The organism is Gallaecimonas mangrovi, from assembly GCF_003367375.1.
Taxonomy (GTDB): Bacteria; Pseudomonadota; Gammaproteobacteria; order Enterobacterales; family Gallaecimonadaceae; genus Gallaecimonas; species Gallaecimonas mangrovi.
In genome coordinates this window covers 705,519-727,158 of record NZ_CP031416.1, presented here as the reverse complement: position 1 = coordinate 727,158, position 21,640 = coordinate 705,519, and the positions used below count along the sequence as shown (strand labels likewise).

At 53.8% G+C, this 21,640-nt stretch carries 19 protein-coding genes; 5 read left to right on the top strand and 14 right to left on the bottom strand.

Features of this window, described 5'->3' with window-relative positions; all coding sequences use genetic code 11:
• Positions 1-572: 572 nt before the first annotated feature.
• Positions 573-1,001, top strand: coding sequence for a hypothetical protein (locus DW350_RS03455; RefSeq protein ID WP_192954796.1), 429 nt, complete (start codon positions 573-575; stop codon positions 999-1,001).
• Between the two features lie 647 nt (positions 1,002-1,648).
• The gene (locus tag DW350_RS03450; protein ID WP_115717537.1) at positions 1,649-2,254 is read left to right on the top strand and encodes a hypothetical protein; all 606 of its coding nucleotides are present in this window, start codon (positions 1,649-1,651) and stop codon (positions 2,252-2,254) included.
• Positions 2,255-2,328: 74 nt separating this feature from the next.
• Here the strand turns inward: DW350_RS03450 and DW350_RS03445 are convergent, their stop codons facing one another.
• Genes DW350_RS03445 through DW350_RS03400 form a run of 10 tightly spaced genes read right to left on the bottom strand, consistent with a single transcriptional unit; the run spans position 2,329 to position 13,872 of the window.
• Positions 2,329-3,300: a glycoside hydrolase family 43 protein gene (locus DW350_RS03445; RefSeq protein WP_115717536.1), complete on the bottom strand. Its 972-nt coding sequence runs from the start codon at positions 3,298-3,300 to the stop codon at positions 2,329-2,331.
• Positions 3,293-4,171 (bottom strand): SMP-30/gluconolactonase/LRE family protein, encoded by an 879-nt coding sequence (locus DW350_RS03440; RefSeq protein ID WP_115717535.1) that lies wholly within the window; start codon positions 4,169-4,171, stop codon positions 3,293-3,295. Before DW350_RS03440 ends, DW350_RS03445 begins: the two co-directional genes overlap by 8 nt.
• Positions 4,164-5,120, bottom strand: coding sequence for a galactofuranose ABC transporter, permease protein YjfF (gene yjfF / locus DW350_RS03435; protein WP_336406997.1), 957 nt, complete (start codon positions 5,118-5,120; stop codon positions 4,164-4,166). The genes DW350_RS03440 and yjfF overlap by 8 nt, the downstream gene beginning before the upstream one ends.
• Positions 5,120-6,181: an ABC transporter permease gene (locus DW350_RS03430; RefSeq protein ID WP_419178345.1), complete on the bottom strand. Its 1,062-nt coding sequence runs from the start codon at positions 6,179-6,181 to the stop codon at positions 5,120-5,122. Before DW350_RS03430 ends, yjfF begins: the two co-directional genes overlap by 1 nt.
• Positions 6,162-7,661 (bottom strand): sugar ABC transporter ATP-binding protein, encoded by a 1,500-nt coding sequence (locus tag DW350_RS03425; RefSeq protein ID WP_115717533.1) that lies wholly within the window; start codon positions 7,659-7,661, stop codon positions 6,162-6,164. The genes DW350_RS03430 and DW350_RS03425 overlap by 20 nt, the downstream gene beginning before the upstream one ends.
• Before the next feature lie 12 nt (positions 7,662-7,673).
• A complete protein-coding gene (locus tag DW350_RS03420) occupies positions 7,674-8,609 on the bottom strand; it encodes an ABC transporter substrate-binding protein (RefSeq protein ID WP_115717532.1) in 936 nt (311 codons plus the stop codon).
• Positions 8,610-8,667: 58 nt separating this feature from the next.
• The gene (locus tag DW350_RS03415) at positions 8,668-9,711 is read right to left on the bottom strand and encodes an aldose epimerase family protein (RefSeq protein WP_192954795.1); all 1,044 of its coding nucleotides are present in this window, start codon (positions 9,709-9,711) and stop codon (positions 8,668-8,670) included.
• 1 nt (position 9,712) lies between these two features.
• A complete protein-coding gene (locus DW350_RS03410; RefSeq protein WP_115717530.1) occupies positions 9,713-11,308 on the bottom strand; it encodes an aldehyde dehydrogenase (NADP(+)) in 1,596 nt (531 codons plus the stop codon).
• 48 nt (positions 11,309-11,356) lie between these two features.
• A complete protein-coding gene (locus DW350_RS03405; protein WP_115717529.1) occupies positions 11,357-12,127 on the bottom strand; it encodes an SDR family NAD(P)-dependent oxidoreductase in 771 nt (256 codons plus the stop codon).
• Between the two features lie 11 nt (positions 12,128-12,138).
• Positions 12,139-13,872 (bottom strand): IlvD/Edd family dehydratase, encoded by a 1,734-nt coding sequence (locus DW350_RS03400; protein WP_115717528.1) that lies wholly within the window; start codon positions 13,870-13,872, stop codon positions 12,139-12,141.
• Positions 13,873-14,133: 261 nt separating this feature from the next.
• On the opposite strand from DW350_RS03400, the gene DW350_RS03395 reads away from it, so the two are divergent.
• Both DW350_RS03395 and araD1 read left to right on the top strand, forming a co-directional pair.
• Positions 14,134-15,087, top strand: coding sequence for a glycoside hydrolase family 43 protein (locus tag DW350_RS03395; RefSeq protein WP_115717527.1), 954 nt, complete (start codon positions 14,134-14,136; stop codon positions 15,085-15,087).
• Positions 15,088-15,177: 90 nt separating this feature from the next.
• On the top strand, positions 15,178-16,170 hold the full coding sequence (gene araD1, locus DW350_RS03390) for an AraD1 family protein (RefSeq protein WP_115720546.1): 993 nt from the start codon (positions 15,178-15,180) through the stop codon (positions 16,168-16,170).
• Between the two features lie 27 nt (positions 16,171-16,197).
• On the opposite strand, the gene DW350_RS03385 is transcribed toward araD1, so the two are convergent.
• Positions 16,198-16,938, bottom strand: coding sequence for a FadR/GntR family transcriptional regulator (locus DW350_RS03385; RefSeq protein WP_115717526.1), 741 nt, complete (start codon positions 16,936-16,938; stop codon positions 16,198-16,200).
• Positions 16,939-17,224: 286 nt separating this feature from the next.
• Here DW350_RS03385 and DW350_RS03380 point away from each other — a divergent pair, with 286 nt between their 5' ends.
• Positions 17,225-18,571: a diguanylate cyclase domain-containing protein gene (locus DW350_RS03380; protein WP_115717525.1), complete on the top strand. Its 1,347-nt coding sequence runs from the start codon at positions 17,225-17,227 to the stop codon at positions 18,569-18,571.
• Here the strand turns inward: DW350_RS03380 and DW350_RS03375 are convergent.
• The 3 genes from DW350_RS03375 to DW350_RS03365 are packed head-to-tail and all read right to left on the bottom strand — an operon-like array spanning position 18,522 to position 21,534.
• A complete protein-coding gene (locus DW350_RS03375) occupies positions 18,522-18,842 on the bottom strand; it encodes a YdbL family probable chaperone protein (protein WP_115717524.1) in 321 nt (106 codons plus the stop codon). The genes DW350_RS03380 and DW350_RS03375 overlap by 50 nt on opposite strands.
• The gene (locus DW350_RS03370) at positions 18,839-19,036 is read right to left on the bottom strand and encodes a YnbE family lipoprotein (protein ID WP_115717523.1); all 198 of its coding nucleotides are present in this window, start codon (positions 19,034-19,036) and stop codon (positions 18,839-18,841) included. The genes DW350_RS03375 and DW350_RS03370 overlap by 4 nt, the downstream gene beginning before the upstream one ends.
• On the bottom strand, positions 19,033-21,534 hold the full coding sequence (locus tag DW350_RS03365; RefSeq protein WP_115717522.1) for an intermembrane phospholipid transport protein YdbH family protein: 2,502 nt from the start codon (positions 21,532-21,534) through the stop codon (positions 19,033-19,035). Before DW350_RS03365 ends, DW350_RS03370 begins: the two co-directional genes overlap by 4 nt.
• Positions 21,535-21,640 lie beyond the last annotated feature (106 nt).

The following is a 21,640-nucleotide window of genomic DNA, read 5'->3' as shown; positions in this document are numbered from 1 at the left end:
GAAGGTTTTCCAACGGGACTATGTGATGGCAAGGACAGTTGCGTGGATGTTGGTTTGGTCAATTTGTCATTAGCGCGTTGCGGGTTTTGAGTCTGTTAGCTTCGTTATTGTTCTTTTAAATGCCGGTTCGCGCACCGGCGGGCGCGTTACTTTCTTGCTTGGCCAAGAAAGTAACCAAAGAAGGCCACCCCGGCGCTACGCTGTTGCTTTGCTCCCAGTCACTTACCGTGGTCGCTGCACACGGGCATCCTGCCCTTCTTCCGCTCACTCGGCATCCATGCCTCGTGCCCACTCACGTTCCTTCCCGCTCAGCGCTCCGCTTAAAGGGGCCCCAAGAGCGGGTGTCTTCGTTAGGGGTATGATTTTATGAGCGTTTAAAAGGGATATTCTTTGTTTGTGGTGACGACAACGAGCGCATATCTCGCATAGAAAAGAGAGCGCTCGTTTTTGCCTAGCTAAAGAAAACTGATGAATAGATAATCACGAGGTATATCAGTTGGTTGCTGTAATTATTACCAACCGATCAGATGAGTGAAAGCGCGCTCGCTAATAAAACTGTTAGGGATCAAAGAATGACTTTACGCTTCCCGAAATGGCTCCGCTGGGCGTTAGCCATTGGTGTCGGCTTGTGGGTATCTTTTGCGATCTTCAACGGGCGATACGAACGCCAAATGATTGCAAGTATTTTGAATATTACTTCCGTTCCAGATTCTCTTTCGGTAGTCGAGTGCGAATCATGGGGCTTGACAGATGTCTTAACCACATGCGCAGTTGACGTTAATCCTTCTGACTTCCCGAAACTGCTTTCTGGGTACAACTATATTGAATCTCGTACAGATGGAAGCAGTCATAACGTCGGTGGCGGGCCAAAGGTCGGCCCAGAATTTACCGTAGCCGTTGAGTACATGGTCCAACCTAAGGAATTCACCCATGGAGGGCATGTTATGGTGGTTGCTGACGAAAAGAGGAAGCATGCTATCGTTGATATATATGTGGAATAACCAACGTCGCCCTAACAACACCATCAACGCGGTGGACTTCACCCGCTTTAACAGACACACATAACTAACGAAGCTGCCAGCTCTCTTGCCCATTAAGTGAAGCGCTTTGCTGTAGGGAGTGTAGGGGCAGCTGAGACAGGGATGCGAAGGGGCCGCCTAGGTGCAGGTGAGTACGCGTCGGGGCGAAGCTTGCACAGTGAAGCACTGCTTCGCTGCTGCTGAGCGCGAGCACAGGACGTGCGAGCCGGAAGGAACCTCCATGGATGGCAGACAACTTAAAATCCAGTAGAAATCATCAGCAAGGACATCGCGTAACGTGGGCAAGGCTTTTGCCTACTTTTGGCCTCAAAAGTAGGGCGCTTGCAGGGTGCCCCCTACGAATAAAATAAATTCCCTTTAACGGACGGTCACCGAGAGGAAGGCATCACTGCAGCTTCAAGGAAATAGCCGAAGCGCTGGACATTTCCTTTTCATTTGTCTCACCGACAGCCGAATTTCGTGTAGGTAAATACGGCATGACGAAGCCATAACGCTGGGAACAGATTTTAGGTGTCATTACCCACATTGCAATACAAAGACAAACTAATTTATAAAGATTTCTGTATTATGCATTGCATAATTATTTTAAATAACTTTATGAGCAAACGATGAAAAATATACTTTTCCTGTTCCTTATACTTTTATCATTAAGCGGTTGCACTGCGCCTGTACACCCAGCAAAGTTAGACGTACCAAAAACTAATACACAGTTAGAAGTGAAAGATCTACGGCCAAAGGATCAGGGAAAAACCGAATTTCTTTCGTATATCGTAACTAATTGTGACTATGGGATTAAACGCTTTGGTGATGAGTGGTCAACACCAGACAAAGTGACATATTTGAAAAGCGCAATGGCAAATGCATTCCCTGAGGCCAAAGTCTTAGAGGTTAAAAATCTTGTTTTTTATGAGAACATGCAATATGCCTTACGGAATGGCAATATTTTCAGAGGCCCTGCATGGGCATTCGTTGAATGTGACAAGTCAACAGATAAATTTACGCAATATACTCAGAAAGAAGATCCTACTCGCGCACCCATTATGATAGGAACTCTAGAAGGCTCATTAGATGGAAAGCCATTCTCAGAGCGCATGACCATGCTTCCAGCTTGTACTGACAATAAAAAAGAATGTAATTTTCTGGATGCTCAAGGTGAGACTATAAAAACATTACTAGAGGGTATGACTAAAAAGGCAATCGACAGTATTCGATAGTTATTTACTTTACCTCTAATAATAAAAAACGGCGCACTTAGGCGCCGTTTTTTATTGTGCAGCTAACACCCAACTTAAAACGAATAATCACCGCGGTTTTGGCCAAAATCGGGCATGCCATCTTTACCCCAGGTGATGAGCTTCAAACGCGCGTCGCGGTTGGGGTCGTTCAGGGGGGAGCCTTTTAAGTCGCGATAATAACGGGCGTGGTAAACCAGTACGTCTCTACCGGCTTTGTCTTTGGTAAAACTGTTGTGGCCGGGGCCAAAGCGCTGGAATTTGGCGTTGGTGGTCAGTACCGGCTTTGGCAGCTTGTGCCAGCTTTTGGGGTCTAACAAATCGGCGTTTTTATCGGCCCACAACATGCCCATGGCGTAGTTGGCGTCGGTGGCTGAGGCCGAATAGGTTAAGAATACCTTGCCATGGCTTTGCAGTATCGCCGGCCCTTCGTTAACGGCGTAACCGACGGTTTCCCAAGGCAGTGTCGGCTCGCTTAGCCGGCTTTGCGGGCCAAGGGTGGTGGGGGTTAATAGCTCGGCAATATAAAGCGCCGAGTTGTATTTCACGCCGGGCGGATGCTGGGCCCACACCAAATACTGTTTGCCGTTGTGGCTAAATTCACTGGCATCGAGATTAAAGGTATCCCACTGGGTTTTAACCTTACCGAGCAATTGCCAGGGGCCAACCGTGGGGTCACTGTGGGTGTTTTTCAGTACCGTGGTGCGCACCTGAAAAGGGCTATCCTCGCGGCCTACCGCCACATAGATATACCAGGCCCCTTTTATAAAATGCAGTTCTGGTGCCCAGACAAAACCAGCAAAAGCGCCGGTTTTAGGGCGCTGCCAGGCGGTAATTTCTGGTGCCTTGGCCAGGCCCTCAAGGCTGGTCGCCTTTCGCAAAATCACCTTGTTAAAACTCGGCACTGTGGCGGTGAAGTAATACTCGCCGCCCTTTTCTATTACCCATGGGTCGGCCCTTTGGGCAATAAAATCTGCCATGGCCGGCATGCTTAAAAACCCGGCCAACAGCAGTAACGTTTTAACCATGTCCTACCGCCTCTGCCTCTGCTACCCCGCGAAATGGGGCTTCATAGACCAGCAGACTACCGGCCAGAGGCTCATTGGCCAAGGCCTGTTCGCTCATGCCGTCGGTGGCCGAGGTGACAAACAGCAGGTTCATGTCCGGGCCGCCAAGAGCCACACAGGTTGGCCGTGATACCGGCAGCTCAAACACACCGGTTAGCTCCCCTTTCGGGCTAAACCGTGCCAGCGCGCTGCCGCCCCAAAGGGCGCAAATAAGATGGTCGTCAGAATCAATAATGGCGCCGTCCGGTTCACCTTTGGGCACAGTGGCAAAGTGTTCGCCTTGGCCCACGTCGCCACTTACCGGGTCAAACTGGTAGCGCCAAATTTCCCTGGTGGGCATGTCGGTGTGGTACATCACGCTAGAATCAATGCTCCAACACAATGCGTTGGGAATACGCAGGTTTTCAAGCTGCGGTACACAGCTACTGCCATCCAACCGGTACAACACGCCACGGGGCTGGCCGAGGTCTTTTTCCACCATGGTGGCTGACCAAAAGCGCCCCTGCCGGTCGAGGCGACCATCGTTAAAGCGGTTACCTTCAATATGCGCTTCAGGTTTGGCCAACCATTCCAGCTGGCCTGTTTGCGGCCAGCAGTAAGCAAAACCTTGCTTAAAGCTACCCAGAATTTTTATCGGTTTGGTATCCAGCACCGTAAAGGCGGTAAGGCCTTGGGGTAATGCCCAGTGCGACACTATCTGCTTTTGCCAGTCCAGCCGGTACAGCAGCTGGCCGTGAATGTCGGTCCACCACAGGGTCTGGCTGGGCTGATGCCAACTAACGGCTTCACCTAACTGATTTTTTACATCCACAGACTGCACAAACTTAAGCATGTTGACGCCTCACTGTCATAACCTTCTGCAAGGCGATAAACACAAACAGCAAGATGCCAATAACGATTTTGGTCCACCAGCTGTTAAGGGTGCCGTCGAAGACGATGTAGGTTTGAATGGTGCCCATCAGCAACACCCCCAGCACTGTGCCTATCACATACCCGGAACCACCGCTTAACAGGGTGCCGCCAATCACCACGGCGGCAATGGCATCCAGTTCGGTGCCAATGCCGGTAAGGGCATAACCAGAGAAGGTGTAAAAGGTAAATACGATGCCCGCCAGGGCCGCAAGAAAACTCGACAACGCATAAATGGCAATGGTGGTGCGCGCCATCGGCACCCCCATTAACGCTGCCGACTGGCTATTGCCACCCAGGGCATAGATGTAACCGCCGAAACGGCTGAAGTGGGCCAGTAAAAACACCGCCACCAACACCACCAGTAAAATCAGCGCCGAGCACGATACCCAGCCACCGCCGGGCAAGCTGATACCAAACTCCGACACCGCATCGTAGAAGGGATCTTCAATGGAAATAGACTGTTCGCTGATGGTGGTGGCCAGGCCGCGGGCCAGGAACATGCCGGCCAGGGTGACAATAAATGGCTGCAACTTGTAGTAATGCACCAAACAGCCCATCACCGCGCCAAACAACGCGCCGCCCACCAGCACCACCGCAAAGGCCGCCAGCGGGTGCCAGCCGTGGTGAGTAATCAGCACGCCACACATCACGCCGCTAAGGGCGATAACGGCCCCTACCGACAAATCAATACCGCCCGACAAAATCACCAGCGTCATGCCAAGGGCGGTTATTAGTAAAAAGGCGTTATCGGTAAAGAGGTTGGCCACCACTCGCAGGCTGCCAAAACCTTGAAACTGCGCCGCGCCCACCGAAAACATCACCACCAGTAACAAGGTGGTAATGGCCAGGGGCAAATAACGACTCGACATCATTTGGACCTCCCCACCAGGCGCTTAAGCTGGCCACGAAACTGCGGCGATTGCAGCAGTAGCACCAACAGCACCACCAGGGCTTTAATAAGCAGGTTAAAACGCGGATCGATGCCGCTAACGATAATGGTGGTGGCCAGGCTTTGAATTATCAGCGCCCCCACCACCGACAGCGGAATGGAAAAGCGGCCACCGGTCAGGGACGCACCGCCGATCACCACCGCTAAAATGGCATCCAGCTCTAACCACAAGCCGGTGTTGTTGCCGTCAGCGCCTTGGATATCGGCGGTGGCTATCATCCCGGCCAAGGCGGCACAAAGGCCGGTAACTAGGTAGCTAAAAAGCTTGATGCCACGGTCGTTCACGCCAAGGTAGCGGCTAGCACTGGCATTGCAGCCCACCGCCTCAATAAAAAGGCCAAGGGCGCTGCGGCGCAGTAATAGCTGGAACACCACCGCCACCAGCAATACCAGCCACACCGGGGTTGGAAAGCCTAAAAAACTGCCGGAGCCAAGAAAGGCAAAACCGGCGTTTTGGAAGGTGACAATTTGCCCGGCATTAATCAGCTGGGCGATACCGCGCCCCGCCACCATTAGCAGTAAGGTGGCCACAATGGGTTGAATGCCCATGTAACTGACTAAAGCGCCATTGACCAAGCCGCAGACCAGCCCGGTAACCAGCCCGGCCACAATCACCAGCGGCAGGCTGACACCGGCCACCAGCAAGTTGGCACACACCGCGCCCGCAACGGCCATAACCGCCCCGACCGACAAATCAATGCCGCCGGTGGCAATCACCAGGGTCATGCCAATGGCCAGCAGCGCCACTGGCGCGGCGCGGTTTAAAATGTCAATCAAGGAGCCATATAAGCGGCCGTCCTGGATATGAATGCTAAAAAAGCCCGGGTCCAGTACCAGGTTCACCGCCAGCAATAAAAACAGTGCCAGCAACGGCCAGCCATAACGGGGGTTAATGCCAAGCTTTGGCTTTGGCGGCGCCTTGGCCGGGGTGGATTGTTCAAGGGTCATCGGTTTATTCACTTCAGGCCTCCGCAATGGCATGCATGATGCTCTGCTGGGAGATCTCGCTGCCGCTCAGTTCCGCCACTTTTTTGCGGTCACGCATCACCACCACCCGGTTGGCAAAGGCCACCAATTCTTCGAGTTCAGATGAGGCCACCAACAGCGACATACCGTTTTGGCAAAGGGCTTTGATGAGCTTTAAGATCTCGCTGTGGGCACCAATATCAATGCCACGGGTTGGCTCATCCAAAATCAACAGTTTCGGGTCGGTCGCCAGCCAACGGGCCAGAATGACCTTTTGCTGGTTACCGCCGGAAAGCTCGCCAATAGGCTTGCTGGCATCAGGGGTAGCCACTCTGAATTTCTTAATGAAATCCTCGGCCATCGCCTGCTGCTTGGCCGGGCGAATGTAGCGCCACCAGCCTTGGCGGGCTTGCAATGCCAGAATGATGTTTTCGCGAATGGACAGCGGCCCGATAATGCCGTCGGCCTTGCGGTCTTCCGGGCACAGGGCAATACCGGCGCGAATGGCGTCGCTTGCCTTGGCAAGCTTAAGGGGAGTGCCACCCAGCACTATTTCGCCCTGGCTTAGGGCATCGATACCAAAAGCGGCTTTACACACCTCGGTGCGGCCCGAGCCCAACAGCCCCGCCAGCCCCACCGCCTCGCCTTTACCCACACTCAGCGACACCCCTTCGATAGAGCGCTTGGCACTGACCGCCGTCATTGCAAACAGGGTCTCGGGCTGCGCCGTTTCATTGGTGTTATGGTGCGAGGTAATGTCTTGCAGCTCTGCGCCCAGCATGGCTTCAATCAGCTTGGTACGCGGCAGCTCCTGGGTAATAAATTCCCCCACCAGGGTGCCGGAGCGCAGCACGGTAATGCGGTCAGACACCGCATACACTTGGTCAAGAAAATGGGTAATAAAAACAATGGCAATGCCGTCTTTTTTCAGCTTTTGAAGAATGCTGAACAGCATTTTCACTTCATCACCGTCAAGGCTGGCGGTGGGTTCGTCCAGCACCAGCACCTTGGCGTCCATACCCACGCCGCGGGCAATGGCAATCAGTTGCTGCACCGCCACCGAGTATTGGCCTAGCGGCGCACTAACATCGATATTGAGCTGGAACTGGCGCAGCAACTGGCGGGCATCAGCCGCCATTTTGCGCCAGTTAATAAAACCGAAACGCTTGGGCTCTCGGCCCAAAAACAGGTTATGGGCTACCGATAGATTCGGCAGTAAATTCACTTCTTGGTAGACGGTAGCGATGCCCAGGTCCTGGGCATCTTTGGTACTGGCAGGGGCTATTTCGCTCCCTGCCAGGCGGATATGACCGGCGTCTTTTCGGTAGGCACCGGTCATCACCTTTACCAGGGTCGACTTACCCGCACCGTTTTCGCCTAAAAGGGCATGCACTTCCCCGGCAAAGAGCCGCAAACTCACCCCTTGCAGGGCTTTAACGCCGGGAAACGACTTCTCAATACCGGTCAGAGACAATAAGGGCGTTGGCTCGTTCATGACCCGCCACCTTTACATTGCTTTCGAGCGTTTGGCGTATTCGGCAGCGGCTGTATCCTGGCCGAACACGTCGCCGGTGGTGCTGATGAGCTTGGGAATGTGTTTATCACCCTTGAGCACCTTTTCCACTACGTCGTAAGCCGGCGCCCCTAAATGCGGGTTTAGCTCAACGGTGATATTGGCATCGCCGTCAGCCATGGCTTTGAAGTAGTCCGGCACGCCGTCAACAGAGGTAATTAAGATGTCTTTACCGGGCTTAAGGCCCGCTTCCTTGATGGCCTGAATGGCGCCCAGTGCCATTTCGTCGTTATGGGAAAACAGCGCACAAATGTGCTTGGGATCTTCGGCTTTAAGGAAGCTTTCCATCACCTCTTTACCCTTGGCGCGGGTAAAGTCAGCGGTTTGGCTGCGGATGATTTTGGCGTCTGGGTATTTGGCAATGGCCTCACGAAAGCCCTTGGCACGGTCAATGGTGGCGCTGGCGCCAACGGTGCCTTGCAGCTCAACAATGTTGCACTTGCCGCCGGTTTTCTTCATCAACCAGTTGCCGACCTTTTCCCCTTCTTCCTCGAAGTTGGAGGCAATACGGGTAACATAAAGGTTTTTGTTCGAATCGATGTTGCGGTCAACGATGATAACCGGAATGTGGGCGCGCTTGGCTTCACGCAGCACCGGTGTCCAACCGGTTTCGACCACCGGGGCAATGATGATGGCATCAACCCCTTGGGCGATAAAACTGCGCACGGCGCGAATTTGGTTTTCCTGCTTTTGCTGGCCGTCAGAGAATTTGAGGTCAATACCGCGCTTTTGCGCCTCGGCCTTCATGTCTTCGCTAAAGGCTGTGCGCCAGCCGCTTTCGGAGCCGACCTGAGAAAAACCAACGGTGATCGCCAGGGCACTATGGCTGATAGCCAATAGGCCTGCTGCGAACAGGGCTTTGAACTTCATTGTATCCCCCTAGATTTTGGTACTGCTGACTGTTTGGTTGTTACTGCGTTATCACCAGTTAACCGGTTACCGAAAAACGGTAAATGCTGCGTTGCCGGTAGGGCTGGTGGGCTAAAAGATGCACGCTGGGAAAATCGGCGTGGTTAACGGCGTCAGGATGGATGTGAGGCTCTAAACAAAGTCCGCCATGGCGAACCAGGGGCCGGCCTTCTTTACCTTTAATGGCACCGTCAAGAAAATTACCGCTGTAGAACTGCACACCGGGCTCGGTGGACAGCAGCTGCAAAGTGCGGCCGGATTTGGGGTCGTGCAGGGTAGCGATAAGCTCGGGCGTTGCTGCTTTTTTGTCCCGTGCTACCCAGAAGTGGTCATAGCCACCTTTTACCGCCTCAATTTCCAGGCCTATGGCTTTGGGTTGTTGAAAATCCATGGCCGTGCCTGCCACCTTGGGCAGCTCACCGGTTGGAATAAGCTCGTCGTCTACCGCCATGTAACGGCTGGCGGCCAGCGTCAATGTTTGCGCCAGAATGTCGCCCTCACCTGCCAGATTGAAATAGGTATGGTTGGTCAGGTTAATGGGGCCGTCGTGGTCGGCCTTGGCGGCATAGTCGATGGTGAGTTCGCCCGCTTCGTTAAGGCTGTAAGTCACCTCGGCCTTGAAATGGCCAGGGTAGCCTTCGTCACCGTCACGGCTTTCAATGCTAAAGGTCACACCAACGCTTTGGTCCTGTTGCCAGGTGCTGCTTTGCCAAAACCGTTTGGATAACCCCAGCGCGCCACCATGCAGATGGTTTTTGCCGTCGTTGCGGGTGAGTTGGTAACGGCGGCCGGCCAATTCAAACTGGCCTTTGCCAATGCGGTTGGCACAGCGCCCCACCGTTACCCCGAAATAATAAGGGTTAGCGATATACAAACTGGGATTTTGATAGGTAAGGGTGACGTCTTTAACACCATCCTTACCCGGTGCCAGCAGTGACCACACCGCGGCACCAAAATCACTCAGCGTTACCGCCATACCCTGGCTATTAGCCAGGGTATAAAGGGAAACCGGCTGGCTAAAAGCCGGATCCTTCAATTCCTTTTGAGAGACGGTCAGCGCCATCTTAGCCTCCGATGGCACCATTAGTGCGCTCGCCATTTACCCAACGGCTAACGCCCCAGGCATTGTCGTTTTTGAGCGGCTCAGGCAGCAGGTCGTGCGGGTAGTTCTGGAAGCAAATAGGGCGTACGAAACGGTCGATAGCCTTAGTGCCTACAGACGTAAAACGCGCATCGGTTGCCGCCGGGAACGGGCCACCGTGCATCATGGCGTGACAGACTTCTACCCCGGTGGGGAAGTTGTTAAACACCAAACGGCCCACTTTTTCTTGCAGCAAGGTCAGCAGCTGCGGGTAGTTAGCCACTTCTTCGCTGGTTGCTTGCAAGGTGCCGGTCAACTGGCCTTTAAGGTAGCTGGCCGCTTGCGCCAATTCATCAGCGTTAGCACACTGAATAACCACCGAACTTGGGCCAAACACTTCTTCTTGCAGGTGTTCATTGGCAATGAAGTCTTTAGCGTCCACGCTCAATAGCTGTGCTTGGCCGCAAAAACCCGCGCCCTCAACCGCTTTACCTTTACCGGTAACGGTGACGCCGTTTTGGCCGGCCAAGTGTTCTGCGCCTTTGGCATAGGTTTGGGCAATGCCTTCGTTCAGCATTACACCGGCCGGTACCTCGGCAAGCTTGGCGCTGGCGGTTTCAATAAAGGCGTCCAGTTCCGGGCCTTTAATGCCGAGAACCAGGCCTGGGTTAACGCAGAACTGGCCCACGCCCATGGTCAGGGAGCCAACAAAGCCTTCGGCAATGCCGGCAGCATTGGCTTTCAGGGCTTCGGGCAACACAAATACCGGGTTAACAGAGCCCATTTCGGCAAATACCGGAATAGGGTCAGGGCGCTGATTGGCCAGATTAAAGAGCGCCATGCCACCGCCCAAAGAGCCGGTGAAGCCCACGGCTTTAACCTCTGGCGCCGTGACCAGCGACGCCCCTACATCCTTGCCAGGACCGGTAATAAAGGAGAATACACCGGCAGGCAGATTGCAGGCTTTAACGGCTTTAGCCAGGGCCTGTGCGACCAGTTCACCAGAGCCCGGATGAGAGTTATGACCTTTAACAATCACAGGACAACCGGCGGCAAGCGCAGAAGCGGTATCCCCACCGGCCACAGAGAAGGCCATTGGGAAGTTAGAAGCACCAAACACCACCACCGGCCCGATGGGCTGTTTGTAGAAGCGGATATCGGCGCGCGGCAGCGGCTGGCGGTCAGGCATCGCCAAATCGATGCGTGCGTCCAGGTATTCACCGCTTTGAATGGTGCTGGCAAACAGTTTTAACTGGCCACAGGTACGGCCACGTTCGCCTTCAACACGGCCACGAGGGTAACCGGTTTCGGCCATCAGGCGCTCAAGCAGTTCATCGCCAAGCGCCATGATTTCCTCAGCGCAGCGCTCCAAAAAGGCGCCGCGTTCTTTGAGGCTGGTAGCCCCAAAAGTGGCTACCGCAGCTTTGGCAGCTGCAGCCGCAGCTTTAACCTGCTCGCTGTCAGCGAAGGTCAGGGTGGGCTCGATTTTTGCGCCGGTGGCCGGGTTTACGCCCTGGTATTCACCACCTTTACCCTGTACCCATTCACCATTGATGAGTTGTTTACCGGTAATACTCATAACTAAATCCTTTGTCTTTGAATTCGGTCGCGTTGGGGGCGACCACACTCAGATCCAACCGCCGTCGACAACAAAGTCCTGCGCGGTACACATTTTACTGTCGTCCGAGGCTAAAAACAGCGCCATGGCGGCGATGTCCTGTGGCATCAGTGGATCTTTAACACATTGATTTTTTTCAATATCCTTTTTGGTTTCTGCCGTCACCCACAGGCGCAGCTGACGTTCGGTCATTACCCAACCTGGGGTCAGGGTGTTAACACGAATATTGTCGCCGCCCATGTCGCGCGCCAGGCCTCGAGTCAGGCCAAGCACCGCCGACTTGGAACTGGTATAACCGGGCATACCGCCCTGGCCTTCATGCCAGCTCATGGAACCAAAATTGATAATGGAACCGCCCCCCAGGACCTTCATTTGCGGATACACCGCCTGGCAACAGAAGAACTGCGGACGCAGGTTAATGTGGATCCGCTCGTCCCAATATTCGGGGGTAACTTCACGGAAGTCGTGGCGGGTGTCGCTGGCTGCGTTATTCACCAGCACCCCGATATTGCCATGGCTTTGGCCGACTTGCTTGATCACCTGTTGCAAAGCGGCAACATCGACAATATTGCAAGGGTAGAAATGGGCAAGCTCCTGGCCCAATTCCTGGTTAAGTTTGCTGGCCAGGGCCTTGCCTTCGTCTTTAAGAATATCGACAAAGGCCACGGTAGAGCCCTGGCGGCAGAAGGCTTCAACCAAGGTGGCACCGATGCCGGAGCCACCACCGGTGATAAAAACAACCTTGCCCTTGAGGCTAGGATAATGATTCGTTAAATCCATAACGCCTCCTATTAGTGCGAGTGCCGAGGTACGTCGGCGCCGCGGCAGCCAACCAAAAAGTCAAAGTCGCAGCCTTCATCGGCTTGCAGTACCCGTTCGCGGTACATTTCCAGGTAGCCGCCGGTGCGCATAATTTCGCGGCCCGCTTTGAGTTTTTCCAAACGGTCGGCCAGTTCCTGGTCAGACACTTCCAGGTGCAACAACCCTTCCAGGGCGTCGAGCTGAATAAAGTCGCCGTTATGCACCGCCGCTAGAGGGCCAAATTCCATGGCTTCAGGTGCCACGTGCAGTACCACGGTGCCAAAGGCGGTGCCGCTCATACGAGCATCGGAAATACGCACCATGTCTTTGATGCCCTTTTTCAGCAATTTGGGCGGCAAGCCCATGTTGCCCACTTCGGCCATACCCGGGTAACCCTTGGGCCCGCAGTTTTTCAGCACCATCACGCAGCTTTCATCAATGTCCAGATCCGGGTCGTTAATGCGGGCTTTGTAGTCGTCGAAATCTTCAAACACCACGGCGCGGCCACGGTGTTTCATCAGCTCGGGGCTGGCGGCAGAGGGTTTGAGCACGGCGCCACGGGGGGAAAGGTTGCCGCGCAAAATGCAAATGCCGCCGCTTTCCACCAGGGGGTTATCCATGGTGCGAATAACGTCGTCGTTGTAGCAAGGCGCGTCTTTGGTGTTGTCCCAAATGGTTTTGCCATTCACCGTCAACGCATCCTTGATGAGCTTGTCGGTTTCGCCCATGCGCCGATGCACCACCGGCAGGCCACCGGCGTAATAGAATTCTTCCATCAGGTATTTACCGGACGGCTGCAGGTTAACGATGGTGGGCACGTCGCGGCCGTAGTTCCAGTCTTCAAGGCTCAAATCAACGCCGATGCGGCCTGCAATGGCCTTTAAGTGAATAACGGCGTTGGTGGAACCGCCAATAGCGGCATTGGTACGAATGGCGTTAATGAAGGCGTCGCGGGTCAGCACTTTTGAGAGTTTGAGATCTTCATGGACCATATCAACGATGCGCATGCCCGAGAGATGTGCCAGCACATAGCGGCGCGAATCAACCGCGGGAATGGCGGCGTTGCCCGGCAAACTGGTACCTAACGACTCGGCCATACAGGCCATGGTCGAGGCGGTGCCCATGGTGTTACAGGTCCCGGCGGAGCGAGACATGGACGCTTCGGCATCCATAAACTCTTGCAGGGTGATATTGCCGGCTTTGTATTCTTCACTCAGGCGCCATACCAAGGTGCCGGACCCCACGTCCTGGCCGTGGTGCTTGCCGTTAAGCATGGGGCCACCAGTTACCACTATGGTAGGCAGGTCGCAGCTGGCTGCGCCCATCAACAAGGCCGGGGTGGTTTTGTCACAACCCACCAGCAGCACTACGCCGTCGATGGGGTTACCGCGAATGGCTTCTTCGGTATCCATGGAGGCCAGGTTACGGGTCAACATCGCGGTTGGCCGCAGGTTGGACTCGCCGTTGGAGAACACCGGAAATTCCACCGGCACCCCGCCCGCTTCACGGATACCGTTTTTAACCCTTTCAGCAATTTGGCGAAAATGAGCATTACAAGGCGTCAGCTCTGACCAAGTGTTGCAAATACCGATCACCGGCTTGCCATGAAAATGGTGGTCTGGAATACCTTGGTTTTTCATCCAGCTGCGGTACATGAAACCGTTCTTGTCGTCGGTTCCGAACCAACTGGCGGAACGGAGTTTCTTTTTGCTGTCGCTGCTCATTGTGTCGCCCACTACCTACAATTAGTAATACAATAAGATCTATGTGTGCATGTTTACGTCTTCGTCGCTTTTTGTCAACCACAACGAAAGTCGAAGCATCGTAAGGATCCGTTACGCCAGATGGCAGCCACTTTATTCCAAACCCACGTTTTAACAGGGCTGCAGCAAAGAAACGCCTGGCTAGCACTGCAATAAACTTGCTCTCAACATACAAGTCATACAATATCACTTTAACGTTAACGGAAATTAATGGACAGTAAGATGACAAGAAAAATTTGCGCCGTTGCAGCAGGCGCATTGCTGTTAAGTAGCCAAGCCTTTGCCAGCAACCCGCTTTTTACCGACCAATACCGCACCGCCGACCCGGCAGCGATGGTTTATAACGGCACCGTCTATCTCTACACCGGCCACGACGAAGCCAAAGACAACAAGCATTTTTTTAAGATGAATGATTGGCTGGTGTTTTCTTCCAAGGACATGGTGCACTGGAAAAGCTATGGCCCGAGGTTGTCGGTAAAAGACTTTAAGTGGGCAAAATCAGACGCTTGGGCTTCGCAAGCCATAGAACGTAACGGCAAGTTTTACTGGTACGTGGCGGTGCGCCACGACGACACTCACCCCGGCTTTGCCATTGGTGTGGCGGTGGGTGACAGCCCCATCGGCCCTTTTAAAGATGCCTTGGGCCACGCTCTAATCACCAACGACATGACCACCGACACCCCTAACGACTGGGATGACATTGACCCAACGGTCTTTATTGATGACGACGGCCAGGCTTATTTGTTCTGGGGCAATACCAAGCCGCGTTACGTCAAACTCAAGGCCAATATGGTGGAAATGGACGGCCCCATTCATGCCTTAAATCTGCCCAACTTTACCGAGGCGCTGTGGATAAATAAGCATAAAGACACTTACTACCTTTCTTATGCTTCTGGTTTTCCTGAAAAAATTGCTTATGCAACCAGTAAGTCCATTACTGGCCCCTGGCACTATCAAGGCATTCTCAACGAGGTGGCGGGTAATAGCCCAACCAACCACCAGGCCATTATCGATTTCAAAGGCAAGTCGTACTTTATTTACCACAACGGCGCGGCACAGCCCGACGGCGGCGAGTTTCGCCGCGCGGTGTGCATAGACCGGCTCTATTACCAAGCCGACGGCACCATTAAGCGGGTCATTATGACCAGTGAAGGGATCACAACCCCCGCCAAGTGAAGAGTCAGCTTGACCTTTGCGTCAAGCTGCTTTTATATTTCCGATATTATTGTAATACAAATAAACAGCAGCAAGCAGAACGAGGTCAGCATGCGCTTAATTCAATTTGTTACGTCTAACCAGCAAAGAGCCGTCGGCTTGGTGGCATCTGATACCGAAATCAAACCCTTAAACGGGGTTAGCAGCGTTTATGAACTGGCCAAGGCCGCCATTGCCAAACAGGCATCCATTACCGACCTGGTTAACCAGCTGGTATCGAACGATAGCCTCAGCTATGACGACATCATCAGCCAGGGCCGCCTGCTGGCACCTTTTGATCATCCCGATCCGGCGCATCTTTATGTTACCGGCACCGGCCTCACCCATTTGGGCAGTGCCGACACCCGCGCCAACATGCACGCCCAAGCGAGCCAAAAAGCAGCCGAGATGACCGACAGCATGAAAATGTTCAAGCTGGGCGTTGAAGGCGGTAAACCGCAAAATGGCGAGTTGGGGGTACAACCCGAATGGTTCTATAAAGGCGATGGCAGCATTGTGGTGCCACCGGGCCAGGCACTGACCTCCCCCGCCTTTGCCTTAGACGGCGGCGAAGAGCCCGAAATTGCCGGCTTTTATATCAATGACGATAACGGCCAGCCCTGGCGCATTGGTTTTGCCATTGGTAACGAGTTTTCTGACCACGTTACCGAACGCCAAAACTACCTGTACCTGGCCCATTCCAAGTTGCGCCCCTGTTCGGTGGGTCCTGAACTGTTAATTGGTGAATTGCCAAAAGATATTCGTGGCTATTCGCGCATTGTGCGCGGTGGTGAAGTGCTGTGGGAAAAACCCTTTTTGTCGGGTGAAGACAATATGTCGCACAGTATTGCCAACCTCGAAGGCCACCATTTTAAATATGGCGTGTTCTGCCGCCCAGGCGATGCACACTTACATTTCTTTGGTACCGCAACGTTAAGTTTTGGCGACGGCATTGAAACCCAAGAAGGGGATATTTTTGAAATAGCGGCCCCAGAATTTGGTAAGCCCTTACTAAACCCGCTCAAAAAATCATCAGCGCCCTTAGTAAAGGTGAAAAGCCTTTAATAAAAAACCGGCCTGATGGCCGGTTTTTTATTCGTTAACCGCTTGCTTGGCAGTCATATCTTCTAAGGTTTTTTCAAGGGCCTTTTTCGAATTAGTGAGAATCGCTTGCATTTCGAATTTCGCCCTTGCCGGGTCGCCCTCTTTTATTGCATCCAGCACCGCTTTATGGCCCGGCAATGAGGTCACAAATTCATTGGCGGTCGCACTGGATAACCGAAAAGAACTTTCCAAAGCCCGCTCGATAGTCATACCTAACGACGCCATAAATTCATTATTGGTGGCATCTAAAAGCGCAATGTGGAAATTCAAATCGCTGGTATAAACGGCATCGGTGCCGTGCTCGGCAATTTCCATTTCGGCATAGGCTTCAGCCAAGGCCTGTACTTGCTCTTCGGTGCGATGCATGGCGGCCAGCGCTGCCGCGCTCGGCTCAAAGATCTCCCGCATTTCATAAAGCGACAAATAAAATTTCGGTTCTGGATTATTGTCAAAACACCAACGCAGCACGTCAGGGTCAAACATATTCCAGTTTTTACGCAAGCGCACCCGGGTGCCTAATTTCGGGCGTGATTCAATCAAGCCTTTGGCACTCAACATTTTAAAGGCTTCCCTTAATGCAGTGCGGGAAACGCCCATTTCTTCGCCAATGCTGGTTTCGTTCGGAATATAATCGCCAGGTGCATAGAATCCACTGACAATTCGGGAACCCAATTCCTGAGCCACCCAGGAGTGAATACTTTGCGGTCTATTCTTAGCAGGACTTGCCATTGATATTCCTTCTTTACTCAGCGAGAGCCTGCATGGCAGGTCTTAGACCTTCAGGGCAAAGGCGGCTGATTAATACAATAAGAGTTATCCTAGCGCATATTTGTTGGTAAGCCTATCAACCCCCGCCAGCAATGAGCTATATACAATAGGCATGCATAAGATAACGATGAATTAAGACAGCTTACTTATTAACAACAATGAAAAATGTACAGCTCAATTTGGATAGCGGCTCCGCCGTAACCCCTGATTAGACGTATTTGGATGTAACGGGAAATGGAGCCTGCTGATGCGCATAAAACCCTGGCAGCTTTGGCTTGCTGGCAGTCTTATCTTTGTGGCCATTTTAGCCCTGGCCGAATATGTGGTTCACCTGCAGTGGTTGCACAGCAAAGAAGCTCAGCGCAGCAAGCAGCTGGCAGAGCTAGCAGTCCTTCGCTCCAGTCTGGAAGCCAATATCAATGCTTGCCTGTATTTGGGCAATGGCCTGGTGTCTTTTATTCACGCCAGGCCTACGGCAAGCCCTAGCGAGTTAAAGGCATTAATGGCCGATGTTTATAAGCACGCTCATTACCTCAAGCACGTGGCCATCGCCCCCGATTTAGTGGTGCGCTACATCTACCCTCTGACCGATGAAAACCGCAGTGTAATGGGCTTTAATTACCGGCAAAATGCCCAGCAGTGGCCGGCAGTAAAAGCCGCCATCGACTCGAAAAAAACCGTGATTGATGCCCCGGTTAGGCTGATCCAGGGCGGCAGCGCCATTATTTCCCGCACGCCGGTTTGGCTAGATGACAAAAGGTTATGGGGCGTTGTTGCCATGGTGCTGGACCTTCGCGCCATCCTTGATAACGCCGGCTTTTACCGGCTGCAAAACGAATTTACCCTCAGGCTGATAAACCCCCAAAAGGCTGACGGGCTCATCGCCGGGCCCAGCGATATGTCGCCGCCAGAGCTGCAATTGCCGGTCAGGGTATTGGCAGAAAATTGGCGCCTTGAGGCAAACCCCAAGCAGGTACTGCAACCTTCGCTACTAAGCCATTTGCTGGCCATGTTTGCCGCCATTGCCGTCACGGTGCTGGCATTGCTGTTGCTGCGCGAGCACGACAAGGCACAGTTTCTGGCTAATCATGACACCCTCACCGCCCTGCCCAATCGCCGCTATTTTATGCAGCAATTGGCGCAAGCCATGGCGCAGTGGCAGCAGCGGCGCCGCCCTTTCACGTTATTCTTTCTTGATGTTAATGATTTTAAAGGCATTAATGACCGCTACGGCCACCAAATGGGGGATGCAGTACTGGCCGAAACCGCGCTTCGGCTGCGCCAGTGCGCACGCGGCCACGACTTAGTCGCCCGCATTGGCGGCGACGAATTTGTTCTATTACTGACCGATTTAAGTGGCCCTAAGGATATTGAGGAAGCCAGCCGGCGTTTTAGTGAAGCGGTGCAAGCACCAATGACGCTATTGGGCCACACCTTAACAGTACAGGTGGCTTTAGGGCGCGCTCGCCCCAGCAGCCATGGCGACAGCGCCGAAGACCTTATTCGTCAGGCCGATGTCGCCATGTACCGGCATAAAACCCAGGCTACTTCTGCAGCCACTGACCTTCAGGCGTCTTCACATACTGGCCCTTAGGGGTACGCTCTATCGCCTTTTGCCCGGCAAGGGCCGCCACTTGCTCGAGGCTGATGCCGTTTTTCTGGGCAATTTTTAGGTAGGCTTCGCGGCGCTTTTGGTTAATGTCTTGCGCCAACGCCACCGCTTCTGGCGTCGCTTTCACTACCCCCAAAAAGCCATTGGGCTGCTCCCCCAACAGCCCCTGGCTTTTGGCCTCGTCCAGGCTCATTGCCCAGGCCGCGAGCGGCAGCATTAAGGCCGCTGCCATTATCCACAGACGTTTTTTCATTGGGAGGATCCTCCAAATAGCTCACTTTGGTCCTGAAACAAGGCATCCAAGTCTTTATCGACTTTGACCCTGATCTCATGCTCGATTTTGACATTCAAGTTGATGGTTATCGGCTCTTTAGGCGCCTCTAATGCCACCCGCGGCGAACACGCCGATAACCCCAGCACCGCTACCCCCGCCAGCACAAGCTTCATGGTTTATCTCCCTGGCTGTTGATTCTTGATTGCACCTTGTCAGCCACTTCCTGGCCGATACGCAGGCTGCGCAGTAAACGGCGCAGATTTTCCTGGTGCCGATAATGCAAATTAACCGGCACCGACTGTTGTGGATTATGGCCCTTGATTAAAATATCCAAGGTGGCATCGGCGTTTTTGTTCATGTCAAAACCGGCCTTAAGGGATGACACCGCCAAGTTACCCAAGGTGTCCATTGCGACTTTCACCGCACTGTTACTGTTTTCTAAATTCTCAACGGCGGCGGTTTTCAGCACCTTGATGGTCACCGGCCCCTGGTTTTGAAGCTCGCCGCCGGTAACAGCAATGCCGTCACGGCCTAAAACCACCGGCAGCGTGCCGGCCACCACGCCACTCAAGGCAACAACCGGTTTGGCTTGCAGCGCCGCCAGTGCAGACAGCGCTATACCTTCAACGTGAATGGCTTGCGGTGCCTGGCCGGGAAAATCGAGCTTTGGTGCCGTGATGGTGCCCGCCAGTAAGTGGGCCTTTGCCTCACTAAAGCGCCACTGTCCATCCTGATACGCCAGGTCGCTGGAAAGCGCCGTGACCGGTGTCCCGATATCAAGGCTGCCAAGGGAGATGGCACCTTGCAGTGCCAAGGCATGCTGATATTGCCAATTTAACTGGCCATAGCCGCCGCTAAATTGACTGGCGCCCCAAAGGCCGCCAAGCCCTGAAAAGGTAAGCTGGCCCAAAGCCTTAGGCTCTGGCCATTGCCAATGGCCGCCAAGGCCCACCTCGCCACGATTAAACTGCACCGGCAAAGCCTGGCTAATAGCCGGGTTAAGCTTTAGCTTGCCGTTTACATCACCGGTTAAAACGCTGCCCTTTAGCCGGGCGCTGCCTTGCAACGCACTTTGCCAGCCAGGCACTGACAGCTGCCACTGGCCAGTGTGTCCCTTGAGCGCCAAGCGCCCTTGCCAGGGCGGCAGCTTGAAATCAGCCCGCACCAGCCCCTGCCCCTGTAGTGCCAAGGTGCCGGTGAGGCCGTTTGTAAAAAACAGGTTGTCTGTGAGGCTGGCGCGGCTAGCCAGCAGCAGGTTTTGCTGCCAAAGCCCCTGACTAATGCTCAGATAAGAGCCCTTTAGCAGCATGGGGGTGGGCGTTAACCGATAAGCACCCAGCAGCTTTACTTGCCCGCCTTTGTCCAATAGCGGCGTGCTTGTCAGGTTTACCCCACCAACAACACCGGCGCTGTCATTAGCCAAGGTCATTTGCCCGGACAACTGGCGCTGCCGGTATTGCCAGGCCAGCGTTAACGCTAACGACGGTTTTTCAAAAGCAAGCTGCTGGTTGGCGCTGCTTGACAGCTCACCCTGGCCATAAGCGCTTTTTGCCAGCAGCGTGAAAGGCGCCAAAGTAAGCTGCTTTTGATTAGCCGAAAAAGGCACGCTACCTTGCAGCTGAACGCCTGCCAGCTGCCCACTGATCTTGGCCTTAGCAGTTAACTGCCACTTTTCGTTCTGCCATTGCAGCTTGCCCTGGCTAACAAGCTGCAACTGCTGATAGCGCCCGATGACCCGCCAGGGCGCCGCACCTTGGACGGCTAACGGCAACGACAGCGGTTGGCCTAGTTGCAGCGCCGTTTGCTGCTGTTGCCACTTGGCTTTGGTGATGGTGAGTTGCTGGCGGCTAAGCCCACCTTCAGCGCCAAAATGGTTACCGCTAAGCTGCCAGTAGAGATGGTTAAAATCGTCGCTGCTGGCACTAAGATGCAAAAGCCCCAGCGGCGAGTCCATGTCAGCGCTGCCTTGCAAGACCCCTTTGCTGCCCAAGTCTCCTTGCCCGGTTAGCTGCCAGCGGCCGGTGATAGCGCCGTAAGATACCGGGTCGTCGCTACTGGCCTCTAGCTGCCAGTGTTTGCCTTGCAACTTCCCTTGGCCATTAAAGCTCAGCACGGTGCCAGCCATGCTGAGGTTATGGGTTTTCATCGACACGCTAAGTTGGCGAAGCTCGCCATCAAAAACCCCTTGGCCATGCAGCATCAGCTGGCCTTGGGTTGGCGGATAATCGGCAAGCTCGCCCTGCCATTGCAGTTGGCCACTTTCTGGCTGCCAGCGCAGAGTGATAAAGGAAGCCTGGTGACGGAAGCTGGCATTAAGCTCGCCCGGCTGACTGTTAAGCTCGGCGCTCAGTACCGGCAGATTTTGATAATGCAGCTCACGGATATAAAGCTCAGCGCTCGGTAGCGCCGGTATTGCCCCGCCGCCGCTTGCTTCACAAGAGTTGATAGCAAGACTCTCGATACTGAGCTTAAGGGGCCAAAGGCTTATTACCCTTAGGTTCTTGGCCACAAGCTGCGGGCATTGCAGCGGGCTGTAACGCAGGCTACCGGCCTTAAACCAGCCAAGATCAGCCAGTACCAAGCCTTTAGGCCACACCCAAAGTAATGCTGTTGCCGCCATTGCCGCGACCAGCAACAGCGCCAGTAACAAGTAGCGCCACCTGAATGTCATTGCTGCACCGTCGCCATGTCCTTAGCGGTTAAGGTCACACACATGCCATTAACATTTTGTTAATTTGTCATAAAACACAGATAGTTAACAAATAGATGGCTAGAAC